Below are 12,776 nucleotides of genomic sequence, written 5' to 3'. Positions count from 1 at the left end.
AGCGCGATGGCATTGTTCTCTTCCGCACGATGAGTACCTACCACCTGCAGCAGGTCTTTCGTCCCACCACCGTGGCGGTGGTCGGCGGCAGTCCGCGCGATCGCTCGGCCGGGCGGGCGGTGGTGCGCAACCTGCGCGCGGCCGGGTTTCCCGGGCAGATCGGCTGGGTGAGCCCGCGCTACAGCGAGATCGATGGCGTGCGCACGGTGGCGCGGCTGACCGATCTGCCCTGGGTGCCGGACCTGGTGGTGATCACCGCGCCAGCGCGCATCGTGCCGCGCATCGTGTCGATCGCGGCGCGGCGCGGGGTGGCCGCGGCGATCATCCTCACCGCCGGGCTGGGCAGCGGCCCCGGCTCGCCGGCCGCACGCATGGAGGCGGCCGCGCGCGCCAAGGGCATGCGCATCCTCGGCCCGCACTGCCTTGGCGTGATCGCCCCGCATGCGCGGCTCAATGCCAGCATCGCCGCGCATTGCCCGCAGGCCGGCGACCTGGCGCTGATCTCCGAGTCCAGCGCGATTGCCGCCGCGCTGGTGGAATGGGGTGTGGCGCGCTCGGTCGGGTTCTCGGCGGTGGTGTCGCTGGGCGATACGCTGGATGTGGATTTCGGCGATCTGCTCGACTACTTCGCCACCGACTACCGTACCCGCGCGATCCTGCTGTATGTCGAACGCATCGGCGATGCGCGCAAGTTCATGTCGGCCGCACGCGCCGCCGCGCGCGCCAAGCCGGTGGTGGTGGTCAAGTCCGGGCGTCAGTTCCGCATCAACCCCAATGCCGACACCCACGCGCAGGCGCTGGCCGGCTCGGACGCGGTGTATGGCGCGGCATTCGCACGTGCCGGCCTGCTGCGGGTGGGCGCGCTGGACGAATTGTTCGCCGCCGCCGAAACCCTGGGCCGGCTCGGCAGTTTTCCCGGCCGGCGGCTGGCCATTCTCAGCAACGGCGGCGGGGTGGGGCAACTGGCGGTGGACCAGCTGGTGCTGCGCGGCGGCACCCTGGCCGAGCTGTCGGCCAAGACGCTGGAGCGGCTGGATCAGTCGCTGCCGCAGGGCTGGTCGCGCAGCAATCCGGTCGACATCATCGTCGATGCCGACGGGCCGCGTTATGCGGCGGCGATCGAAGCCCTGCTGGACGACCCGGAGAACGACGCGCTGCTGGTGGTCAACGTGCCCACCGCGTTCACCTCCTCGGCCGATGCGGCCAAGGCGCTGACCCGCGCGCTGGACCAACGCAACCGCTACCAGCGCGAAAAGCCGGTGTTTGCCGTATGGCTGGGCCAGGACGATGCGGCGATCGCCGCGCTCAATGCCGCGCGCGTGCCCACCTATGCCACCGAGTCGGACGCGGTGCGCGGCTTCACCCACCTGGTGCGCTACCGCGAGGCGCAGGCGGCGTTGATGGAGACCCCGCCCAGCCTGCCGGAAGATTTCGTGGTGGATGCCGGCATCGCCCGGGCGGTGGTCGACGACGCCCTGGCCGCCGGTCGGCGCTGGCTGGACCCGGTGGCCACCAACCGCCTGCTGGCCGCCTACGGCATCCCGATCGTGCCGCTGCAGGTGGCCGCCACCGCCAACGAGGCCGCATTGCTGGCCGACCCGTTACTGGCCGTCGGCCGCACGGTGACCTTGAAGGTGCTGTCCAGCGACATCGCGCACAAGTCCGATGTGGATGGCGTGCGCCTGAACCTGTCCAGCGTGGCGGCGGTGCGCGAAGCGGCGACCGGCATCCTGGCGCGTGCGCGCGCCGCGCACCCCAATGCGTTGATCGAAGGAGTGATCGTGCAGCCCACCGTGCTGCGGCCCAAGGCGCGCGAACTGATCGCCGGGATCGCCGACGACCCGGTGTTCGGCCCGGCGATCGTGTTCGGCCGCGGCGGCACCGCGGTGGAAGTGATCAACGACCGCGAGCTGGCGTTGCCGCCGCTGGATCTGCGCCTGGCCCACGAGCTGATCGGGCGCACCCGGGTGTCGCGTATCCTCAAGGCCTACCGCGATGTGCCGGCCGCCGACGAGCGCGCGGTGGCGCTGGTGCTGGTCAAGCTGGCGCAGCTGGCCGCCGACATCCCCGAGATCACCGAGCTGGACATCAACCCGCTGCTGGCCGACCGCGATGGCGTGATCGCGCTGGACGCGCGCGTGGCGGTGGCGCCCGCGCGCAAGCTGCACAAGGGCCGCGGCCATCCGCGTTTTGCGATCTTTCCGTACCCGAAGGAATGGGAGCGCCAGATCGGGCTGGGCGATGGCACGCATGCGCTGGTGCGCCCGGTGCGCCCGGAGGACGACGCGCTGTTCCGCGCGTTCTTCGCACGGGTCACCGACGAAGACCTGCGGCTGCGCTTCTTCCAGTCGGTCAAGCATTTCAGCCACGAATTCATCGCGCGGCTGACCCAGCTCGATTACGCGCGCTCGATCGCGCTGGTGGCCATCGACCCCAAGACCGGCGACATGCTCGGCGCGGTACGGCTGCATGCCGACGCCGACTACGAGCGCGGCGAATACGGCATCCTGATCCGCTCCGACCTCAAGGGCCACGGCATCGGCTGGCAGCTGATGCGCATCATGATCGAGTACGCGCGCTGGCTGGGCCTGAAGCAGATCGAAGGCCAGGTGCTGCGCGAGAACCGCACCATGCTGGCAATGTGCCAGAGCCTGGGCTTCGGGGTCCGCCCGGATCCGGACGATGCGACCCTGATGGCGGTGACACTCCCTATAATGGGCGAGCCACGCCCGGCCTGACCTCACGTCACGCCGCGGTCCCCCATCCTCCACCGCATGCCGGATCTGCCGGGCCTCACCCTGGCCGGTTGCTTCGGCTGTCGTCTCGGCCCGCCTGGGAGTGTCAATGTTCCGCGAGTTCAGAATGTCGTTGTTAGTCGCCGCCGTCTGCCTGGGCGTTGCCGCCTGGTGGGGCCACACCACCGCAATGGGACTGTGGCAGGCGCTGTGGCTGTGCCTGGTGCTGAGCGTGCTGGAGGTGTCGTTGTCGTTCGACAACGCGGTGGTCAACGCCGGCGTGCTCAAGCACATGAACGCGTTCTGGCAGAAGCTGTTCCTCACCGTCGGCATCCTGATCGCGGTGTTCGGCATGCGCCTGGTGTTTCCGATCGTGATCGTGTCGGTGGCCACCGGCATGGGCCTGGTACCAGTGATGCAGATGGCGCTGAAGGAGCCGGACCGCTACAGCCAGGTGCTGACCGACAACTACCCGTCCATTGCCGCCTTCGGTGGCATGTTCCTGTTGCTGGTATTCCTGAACTTCCTGTTCGACCAGGAGCGCAAGCTGCACTGGCTCGGCCCGGTGGAACGGCTGGTCGGCAAGCTGGGCAAGGCCGATGCGATGTCGGTGATCGTGGCGGTGACGGTGCTGCTGTGCACCAAGCTGTTCCTGCCCAATGCCATTTTTCAGAGCGTGCTGTTCGCCGGCCTGGGCGGCATCCTGCTGTACCTGCTGGTCGGCAGCGTGGATGCCTTGTTCGAGTCCGAAGAGAGCGAAGACGGCATGGGCCCGGCCAAGCGCTCGGGCATTGCTGCCTTCCTGTACCTGGAAGTGCTGGACGCCTCGTTCTCGTTCGACGGGGTGATCGGCGCGTTCGCGATCACCCGCGATGTGGTCATCATCATGCTGGGCCTGGCGATCGGTGCGATGTTCGTGCGTTCGATGACGGTCTATCTGGTGCACAAGGGCACGCTGGACGAGTTCGTGTTCCTGGAGCACGGCGCCCATTACGCCATCGGCGTGCTGGCGATCATCATGCTGGTCGGCACCGTGTACCACGTGCCGGAAGTACTCACCGGCCTGATCGGCGTGGCCTTCATCGCCGCCTCGGTGTGGTCGTCGATCCGCTACCGCAAGCGCCACCACATCGGCCCGACCGAGATCTGATCTCGCGCATGGCCGCGCTCAGGGCGTAATGCAGTTCACTTGATAGCGGCTGACAGCGTCTTCATGGCCATCGGGCGGGCGTCGCTAGTTCTGTGGCTTGGCTGCAGTGCCTTTGCACGCCCAACCTCGACGCTGTGGGTTTGCTGCAGGGCCCTTGCCCGCCCACCATCGTGGGACACGCCGCAAGTACGTCCTTGTAGGCTCTTACGCGGCATCCATGCCGCGTAAGGTCCCGCGACGGTGGGCGGACAAGGACCAGTTGAGTTGGCCGGCGCGCGTGGTTTTCGACAAAGCAACCGGCAATCGGTGCGGTGTCCTCGCCGCGCCCTCTACGCTGTGAGTTTGCTGCAGGGCCCTTGCCCGCCCACCATCGCGGGACACGCCGCAAGTACGTCCATGTAGGCTCTTACGCGGCATCCATGCCGCGTAAGGTCCCGCGACGGTGAGCGGACAAGGACCTGTCGAGCTGGTCGGTGTGCGTGGTTTTCGATAAGGCAACCGACTGACTCGCCGCGCCCTTGACGCTGTGGGTTTGCTGCAGGGCCCTTGCCCGCCCACCCCCGCGGGACACGCCGCAAGTACGTCCATGTAGGCTCTTACGCGGCATCCATGCCGCGTAAGGTCCCGCGACGGTGAGCGGACAAGGACCAGTCGAGATGGTCGGTGTGCACGGTTTTCAACAAAGCGGGCAGCCATCTTTCTGCTGCGGTGAGGGCGCCGCGCCCTCGACCCGACGTCGGCAGCGGCGAGTTCCTCCCATTGCCGGTGTCAGGGCAGGCCCCCCAGGCGTGCGGTGCCACCTGAGACAGTCACGGCCAACCGTGACCGGCTTCAGTCTCGATGGGTGTCGCAGCCAACCTAACCGGACCCAACTGATCGACAGAATTACCGGTTTGGGCCTTGACTGCGCAGTCCAATTGGACGGGTTCGTAGCCTTGCGCCGACCGTTCGTCAGACAGTGCTTTGTGCTGTAAGGGTTTTCGGGATTTTCCTACATTTGGTGTTGACCCCTCCGGGGGACCCCACTATCTTGGGGGAGTCGGTGGTTGGTCGCCCCAAGGCGTCCGGACCAGTGAGAGCATGATTTGCAGCAGGTTGCCAATCAAACGCCTCTCCGCGGCGGCAGCAACGAACGATCACAGCCATCCGGGCGTCGCCTGGAGCGGGCGGCGTGGTCTCGTTGCGCCGCGGTTGTTTCGCCACCGACCACTGCGCGACAGCACACCGCGCGGTGGCGGCCGTGGAATCTCCGGGAAGGAGATGGCTGGTGAAGGCGATGCCGCCGCAGACCGTGGGTCTTGCGTGCTGGTCGTCGCGCACCGCCATCGCTATCCAGGGAGTCCGGATCCGGCCGCAACCCGTCCCCAGCCGGGTTCGTGTGCCTACGCATGGAGGACGCATGACCACCAACGACACCCTTGCCGCGATCGCCACCGGTACCGCAACACCCACCAGCGTTCCTGCCAGTGTCAGCGCGCCCGGTTGCGGCGCGCCGGAATTGACCGACCCGTCGGACATCGTGCCGCCTCCCCGCCAAGCCATTGCAATGCACGCACAGACCATCGAAGAACAAGCCGTCGCCACCTGGATCACCAAGGAAGCCGGCAACCGTCGGATTCCGTTCGAGCCGGAGCGCCTGGAGCGCGCCATCGACCAGATCCATGCCGAATTCCCGCAGCTGGACGTGGCCGACTACAAGCGCTCGGTGTTTGGCTTCGTCGACCGCAAGGACAGCGTCAACGCTGACGACCTGGTCGACCACCTGATCCGCGAGGCCGAGGCCCGCGTCGATCTGACCACCCCGGAGTGGGAGCACTTTGCCGCGCGCCTGTACCTGCGCCGCCTGTACAAGCGCGCCAGCCGCAACCGTTTCTACGACGCCAGCCAGAAGTACGGCTCGTTCGTCGGCCTGCAGGAGAGCCTGGCCGACCGCAATGTCTATTCCAACGACATCCTGCGCCGCTATTCCAAGGACGAGCTGATCGAAGCCGGCAAGATGATCGAGCCTGAGCGCGACAAGCTGTTCGCCTACAACGGCCTGTACCTGCTGGCCACGCGTTACCTGGCCACCGACAACTCGCGCGGCGTGTTCGAGCTGCCGCAGGAGCGTTGGCTGACCATCGCGCTGTACCTGATGCAGGACGAGATCGGCAACGGCAAGGGCAGCCGCGAGCGCCGCATGCAGTTGGTCGGCGAGGCCTACTGGGCGCTGTCCAACCTGTACATGACCGTGGCCACCCCGACCCTGGCCAATGCCGGCAAGGTCGGCGGCCAGCTGTCGAGCTGCTTCATCGACACCGTCGACGACAGCCTGCAGGGTATCTACGACTCCAATACCGACGTGGCGCGCGTGTCCAAGCACGGCGGCGGCGTGGGCGCGTACCTGGGCTATGTGCGTTCGTCCGGTTCGGCGATCCGCGGCGTGTCCAATTCCTCCGGCGGCGTGGTGCCGTGGATCAAGCAGCTCAACAACACTGCGGTGTCGGTGGATCAGCTGGGCCAGCGCAAGGGCGCCATCGCGGTCTACCTGGACATCTTCCACCGCGACATCGAGGCGTTCCTGGATCTGCGCCTGAACAACGGCGACCAGCGTCTGCGTGCGCACGACGTGTTCACCTCGGTGTGCATCCCCGACCTGTTCATGGAAGCGGTCGAGCGTCGCGGCGACTGGTACCTGTTCGATCCGCACGAAGTGAAGCGGATCAAGGGCTGGTACCTGCAGGACTTCTACGACGAGAAGAAGGGCGACGCCAACAGCAGCTTCCGTCGCAAGTACGAGGAAGTGGTTGCCGACGAGCGCATCACCCGCAAGACGGTCAAGGCGATCGAGATCTTCAAGCGGATCATGGTCAGCCAGCTGGAAACCGGCAACCCGTTCATGTTCTATCGCGATGAAGTCAATCGCAAGAACCCGAACAAGCACGAGGGCATGGTCTATTCGTCCAACCTGTGCACCGAGATCCTGCAGAACATGAGCCCGACGCGGATGATGCAGGAGATCATCAGCGGCAATCAGATCGTCACCACCAAGAAGGCCGGCGACTTCGTCGTGTGCAACCTGTCCTCGATCAACCTGGGCCGCGCGATCACCGTGCAGGCAGACCAGGCCGATCTGCTGGGCGCCGACGTGCTGGAGCGCTTGATTCCGATCCAGGTGCGCATGCTCGACAACGTGATCGATCTGAACCAGTTGCCGGTGCCGCAGGCCACCATCACCAACCAGAAGTACCGTGCCATCGGCCTGGGCACCTTCGGCTGGCACCATCTGCTGGCGCAGAAGTCCATCCACTGGAATGCCAAGGAAGCCGAGGACTACAGCGACGAGCTGTACGAGCGCATCAACTATCTGACCGTCCAGGCGAGCATGGAGCTGGCCAAGGAAAAGGGCACCTACAGCGTGTTCCGCGGCAGCGACTGGCACACCGGCGAGTACTTCCGTGCGCGCGACTACAACAGCCCGCAGTGGCTGGAGCTGTCCGCGCAGGTAGCCGTCAACGGCGTGCGCAATGCCTGGATGCTGGCGGTTGCGCCAAACATGAGTACCGCGCAGATCGCCGGTTCCACCGCCTCGATCGACCCGATCTACAGCGCGTTCTACTACGAAGAAAAGAAGGACTTCCGTCGTCCGGTCGCCGCACCTGGCCTGTCGCTGGAAACCTGGCCGTACTACGAAAAGGGCGCCTACAAGGTCGACCAGTTCGCCAGCGTGCGCCAGAACGCGCGTCGCCAGCGGCACGTCGACCAGTCGATCAGCTTCAACTTCTACGTGCCCAGCACCATCCGTGCGAGCACCTTGCTGGACCTGCACATGACCGCCTGGCGCGAAGGCCTGAAGACCACGTACTACGTGCGCTCCAACGACATCGACATCAGCGAATGCGAGTGGTGTTCGAGCTAAAGCGCATGCAGTAGCTAAGCGCATTCGCGCTTCGCTTCCACGGTTCGCGTTGCGAACCGTGGACCCTGCTTCATCAGCTCCCACACCCCCGCGCCCTCGGCGCGCCCCCTGACTCAGGGGGCTTTCCTCCAGATTGATTTGTTGCGCCGCCGTACGCGCGACGCCTGAAACACGAGTAGAAACCCATGTCCGCAACATCGCTTGAGCGCATCAAGATCCTGGAGCCGCGTCACCCGAACCGCTCCACCGCCATCATCAATGGCCAGACATCCGGCATCCTCAACTGGAACGACATCCCGTACCCGTCCTTCTATCGGGCTTACAAGGAGCTGTCGACCAACTTCTGGATCCCCGACGAAGTGGACATGAAGGGCGACGCGCGCCAGTACAACGAGCTGTCGGCGCGCGAAAAGAACGCCTACGACTCGATCATCGGCCTGTTGGCCACGCTGGATTCGCCGCAGACGCGCTTCATCTACAACGTTGCCGAATACATCACCGACCCGGCCGCGCATGCCAATGCCGCGATCATCGGCCAGCAGGAAGTGATCCATAACGAGAGCTACAGCTACGTGCTGGCCTCGATCACCGGCCTGGCCGATCAGAACCGCGTGTTCGAGATCGCGCGCACGCATCCGACCATCATCAAGCGCAATGCGCCGATCATGGGCGCCTACGAAGACTTCATGCGCGACAAGACGGCCGAAACGCTGATCCGCGCGCTGATCCAGTCCTCGATCCTGGAAGGCATCAACTTCTATTCCGGCTTTGCGTATTTCTACAATCTGGTCCGCCAGAACCGCATGACCGGCACCGGCAAGATCATCAGCTTCATCAACCGCGACGAGCTGGCCCACTCCAAGTTCATCAGCGAGCTGATTCGCGCCATCATCGGCGAGAACCAGGCGCTGCAGGGCGACCAGCTCACCGATTACGTCCACAAGGCGTTCGAGCACGCGATCGACCTGGAAACCCAGTGGACCGCCGAAGTGCTGGACGGCATCGACGGCATCGATGTCGACGAGATGATCCGCTACGTGAAGTACCGCGCCAACAAGATGGCCGGCATGCTCGGCATCGAGAAGCTGTACGAAGGCGCCAACGACAACGTGATGCCGTGGATCAAGGCCTACGCCGACAACTTCACCGAAACCAAGACCGACTTCTTCGAGATGCGGAATGCCTCGTACAAGAAGACCAACTCGGATAACGGCTTCGACGATCTCTGAGGATCCGGGATTAGGTATTCGGGATTTGGGATTCGTCGCAGCCGCATCGATGCGCTTTACGAATCATCAAGATCCGGGATTGGAGAGTGGGTAGGCGGGATTTGCAACAGCAACTTGATGGGCTTTGACGAATCTCCACTTCGACTCTCCAATCCCTGCTTTAGACGAATCCCTAATCACGACTCCCGAATCCCCGCCTCATGAACATCCTGCTCGCACTGGCCTCGTTGAGCGGCAACACGCGCGATGTCGCGCGCAGTGTTGCACTGCGCTGCGAAGCGGCCGGGCATGCGGTGACCTGGGTGGAAACCGATGTGCAGACGCTGGCGCAGGTGCCGCATGCGCCGGGGCAGTACGAACTGTTTCTGCTCGGTAGCTGGACCGACAACGGCGGCCGTACGCCGGCAGAGATGAAACGCTTCATCGTCGAGTTGGTCGAGACGCTGGGCAAGCCGCCGCGGGTGGCGGTGTTCGGCACCGGCGAAACGCAATGGGGCGAGGACTATTTTTGCGGCGCGGTGCATCGCATCGCCCAGTTCTTCGCCAGCCCGTTTCCACGTTTGACCATCGAACAGATGCCCCACGGCCAGCGCGACGCGCAGGCCATCGCCGCCTGGACCGACGAGGTCCTGGCCCAATGCAAGAACGATCCCCATGATGCAGACCATTACCGTCACGTCGCCTGAGCACTACACCGCCGCCCTGGCTGCGCATCCGCGCCTGCTGGTCGACTACTACAAGGACAATTGCCCGGGCTGCAAGATGCTCGACATGTCGCTGACCAAGTTTGCCGCGAGCGAGGACGCCGCAGGCGTCGCACTGCTCAAGGTGAAGCTGGAAGTGGTTGGCGAGGAGTTCTTTCGCAGTCTGGGCCTGCGGCAGACGCCGACGTTGGCCTTGTTCAAGGACGGCGCGGAAGTGACACGTCTCCCAGGTTTCCAGTCGCCGGCGCAGGTCGAAGCGGCGGTCCGCAGCGGGCTGTGAGCGCGCCGGAAGTCCATCGCAACCGCGCAGGCTTCCGGCGATGAACGCCACCGTCACCATCGTCGCCTGGAGCTTCCTGCTGGCGGGGCTGGGGTTGTTGACCGGTGCGGCGCTGTTGCCCGATCAGGCGCGCTGGATCCTGTTGCTGCTGGGTGTGGCGTTCGGCGGCGTGGGGGGCGGCATCCTCGGTTATCGCGTCTGGCATGCGCGGCGTGCTGCGTGGTTGCGCCGGTATGGCACGGTGGTGGAAGCCCGCTTCGTGTGCGTCGAACGCAATGCGTCCTTGCAGGTCAACGGCGTGCACCCGTTCCGTATCCTTGCCCATCGCCAAGACCGCACGCACAACACCCTGACTGAGTATCGCAGCGACAACCTGTGGATCGATCCGCAGCCGTTTCTGGTCGACGGGCAACCGCTGCGGGTCCTGGTCGATCCACGACGCCCGGCGCGCTACCACATGGACCTGAGCTTCCTGCCGACGCTGCGCAGCTGATCTGGCTGGCTTTCCTTCCTTCTTCCGGTACCGCCTTCATGAGCAGCTCCACCACCGTTGCACCGACCGAGGCCCGCATGGCCGAGATCGTGTTCCCCAACCACACCAACCACATGGGCACACTGTTCGGTGGGCAGGCGCTGGCGTGGATGGACAAGGCCGCCTTCCTGGCCGCCTCGCGCTATGCACGCCGTGCGGTGGTGACCGCGCGCTCGGACCAGGTGGATTTCAAGCTGCCGATCCGCCAGGGCCAGATGGTGGAAACCATCGCGCGGGTGGTCTCGGTGGGGCGCAGCTCGATCAAGGTGGAAGTGGAACTGATCGCCGAAGACCTGCTCAGCGGCGCACGCGAGCTGTGCACCCGCGGCCACTTCGTAATGATCGCGCTCGGCGACGACGGCAAGCCGACCACGGTGCCGCCGCTGCCCGCGGTCAGCAGCTGAGGGCGCTTATTCCTCGACCTCGCGGTCCTCGCGCTTGGTTTCCGCCATCGCCTCGGGCTCCAGCTCTTCGGCGCTGCGATTGAGTTTGACGAATACGCCCCAGGCGATCAGCAACAGCGCCGCGCACAGGCCCACCGCCGCCGCATACGGCAGCTTGGCCGGGTCGTCGTGCATCAGCTCGAAGATCGACACCAGCGTTTCGATCGCCAGCGCAATCACGATCACCACGAAGAACCGCGACAGGTAGCGGCGTACGCGCGTGGGGCCGCTGACCTTGACGTCGCGCAGGATCTCTTCCTCGAAGATGGTCTGGCCCAGCTCCAGCGTCACCAGCGCCACGGTGAGCAGGCCGATCGCCTCCAGCACCACGTTGAAGCGGTCGCGCACCACCATGTCGCCGCCCGGGGTAAAGCCATGCCACAGCTCCAGCCCGGCCATCGCCACCAGACCCGCCGCGCACAGCACGAAAAACGCCAGGATCACGAAATGACCGGCACGGAACAGGTGGCTGAGCGCTTTCATCGGCGGCGACACGGGCAAGGGGGACGCAGAGCATCGTGTGCACCGCGTCGTTGCAGCGCGAAGGCAATGGCAACATCGACGTCGATGGCATCGCGCTGTGGAGGCATCGCGTGAGGTGTGCGATGCGTTACCAGTGCGACGTCGGCACCTGATCGAAGCAGGCCTCAGCGGCCCGCTGTTTGCGCAGATCGCCCACGATCGGCGTAACAAAGGCGCCAACTAGCTGCGACCTCCGTTACCCGAGGGGCAAGCCGCGCCCCAAAGAAAAGCCGGCAGCCGAAGCCGCAGCCCTTCCCCCACCGAGGGAAGGTGCCCGCAGGGCGGGTGGGGGTACGGTTCACACGCAGCCCAACAACCGCCCGCACACCCCAACACTCTCAGCTATGCCGCAACACCTGATACGCCTGCAGATGCACATTCGCCGCCATCAGCAGCGGCGCGTTGCGCCCTGTCTCGCGCACCCGCTTCAACATGTCGCCGACGATCTGCGCCGCTTCCACGTCCTGGCCGGCTTCCAGATCGCGCAGCATCGAGGCCTTCAGCGGCGAATCCACCTGCAACAAGGTCTGCAGCGCCTTGGCGCGCGCAGCTTCCGGGATCGGCTGCCCGGCCGCATCGGCGGCCCACAGGCATTCGTTGTACAGGCCGTTGATCAACGCGCGGCCGTCGTCGGTGGCCACGATCGCCCCGACCGGCGCACGCATCAGGCAGGTGGCCGCCGCCAGCGCGGTGAGGAAGCTGTACTTGATCCATTGCTCCTGCGCGATCTGCTCGCTGGCCACATGATCGATGCCGGCCTGCGCGCAGGCCGCCGCAAGCGCCTGCACCCGTGCCGACGCGGCGCGGCCATCGCGCTCGCCGAAGGTCATCGCCGCCGGCTTGCCCAGGTGCAGGATTTCGCCGTGCTCGCCCTTGGTCGCGCTGATGAAGCACAGCCCGCCCAGCACGCGTGCGGCACCGAAACTTTCGTCCAGCGCCGCGTAATGCCGCAGGCCGTTGAGGATCGGCAGCACCGTCGTGTGCTCGCCCACCGCCGGCGCAATCGCCTCGATCGCGCTATCCAGGTCGTAGGCCTTGCAGCTGAGGATCACCAGATCGAACGGCCGCTGCGCTACCAGGGCCGGCAGGTCCTGCGCGGTGACATGCGCCACCGGCAGATCCGCATCGCCCAGCGGGCTGCGGATGCGCAGGCCATCGGCCTGCAACTGCGCCGCCCGCGCAGCGCGTACCAGAAAGGTCACATCGACCCCGGCCTGCGCCAGGCGTCCGCCGAAATAACCGCCGGTGCCGCCGGCGCCGAGGATGAGGATACGCATCGCCAT

10 protein-coding genes are annotated in these 12,776 nt (G+C 65.6%); 8 read left to right on the top strand and 2 right to left on the bottom strand.

The genetic code is table 11. The features are described from left to right. Nucleotides 1-29 precede the first annotated feature (29 nt). From DGN21_RS18800 to DGN21_RS18765, 8 genes are all read left to right on the top strand, one after another. Nucleotides 30-2,738 (top strand): bifunctional acetate--CoA ligase family protein/GNAT family N-acetyltransferase, encoded by a 2,709-nt coding sequence (locus tag DGN21_RS18800; RefSeq protein ID WP_039521122.1) that lies wholly within the window; start codon nt 30-32, stop codon nt 2,736-2,738. Nucleotides 2,739-2,844: 106 nt separating this feature from the next. Further along, complete coding sequence (locus DGN21_RS18795; protein ID WP_046345024.1) at nt 2,845-3,885, top strand: DUF475 domain-containing protein; 1,041 nt, start codon at nt 2,845-2,847, stop codon at nt 3,883-3,885. Between the two features lie 1,399 nt (nt 3,886-5,284). After that, nucleotides 5,285-7,783: a ribonucleoside-diphosphate reductase subunit alpha gene (locus DGN21_RS18790; protein WP_046345023.1), complete on the top strand. Its 2,499-nt coding sequence runs from the start codon at nt 5,285-5,287 to the stop codon at nt 7,781-7,783. Nucleotides 7,784-7,968: 185 nt separating this feature from the next. Beyond that, a complete protein-coding gene (locus DGN21_RS18785) occupies nt 7,969-9,012 on the top strand; it encodes a ribonucleotide-diphosphate reductase subunit beta (RefSeq protein WP_046345022.1) in 1,044 nt (347 codons plus the stop codon). Nucleotides 9,013-9,212: 200 nt separating this feature from the next. Continuing rightward, nucleotides 9,213-9,698, top strand: coding sequence for a flavodoxin (locus tag DGN21_RS18780; protein WP_039521114.1), 486 nt, complete (start codon nt 9,213-9,215; stop codon nt 9,696-9,698). Beyond that, nucleotides 9,670-9,996, top strand: coding sequence for a thioredoxin family protein (locus DGN21_RS18775; RefSeq protein WP_024940689.1), 327 nt, complete (start codon nt 9,670-9,672; stop codon nt 9,994-9,996). Before DGN21_RS18780 ends, DGN21_RS18775 begins: the two co-directional genes overlap by 29 nt. A 40-nt stretch (nt 9,997-10,036) precedes the next feature. Beyond that, entirely contained in the window at nt 10,037-10,489 is a 453-nt protein-coding gene (locus tag DGN21_RS18770; RefSeq protein WP_126966423.1) for a hypothetical protein, read from the top strand. A 38-nt stretch (nt 10,490-10,527) separates the two neighbouring features. After that, nucleotides 10,528-10,932, top strand: a complete 405-nt coding sequence (locus DGN21_RS18765) for an acyl-CoA thioesterase (protein WP_054591206.1) — start codon at nt 10,528-10,530, stop codon at nt 10,930-10,932. A gap of 6 nt (nt 10,933-10,938) precedes the next feature. Here DGN21_RS18765 and DGN21_RS18760 read toward each other — a convergent pair whose 3' ends face one another. Together DGN21_RS18760 and panE are read right to left on the bottom strand one after the other, a co-directional pair. Next, nucleotides 10,939-11,454, bottom strand: coding sequence for a hypothetical protein (locus DGN21_RS18760; RefSeq protein WP_024940686.1), 516 nt, complete (start codon nt 11,452-11,454; stop codon nt 10,939-10,941). Between the two features lie 377 nt (nt 11,455-11,831). Next, the gene (gene panE, locus DGN21_RS18755) at nt 11,832-12,776 is read right to left on the bottom strand and encodes a 2-dehydropantoate 2-reductase (RefSeq protein ID WP_184429183.1); all 945 of its coding nucleotides are present in this window, start codon (nt 12,774-12,776) and stop codon (nt 11,832-11,834) included.

Origin of the sequence: Xanthomonas sp. MLO165, assembly GCF_018831305.1 — a bacterium.
GTDB classification, from domain to species: domain Bacteria; phylum Pseudomonadota; class Gammaproteobacteria; order Xanthomonadales; family Xanthomonadaceae; genus Xanthomonas; species Xanthomonas arboricola.
Note: the sequence above shows the minus strand (reverse complement) of the source record. Positions and strands in the feature narration are given on the sequence as shown.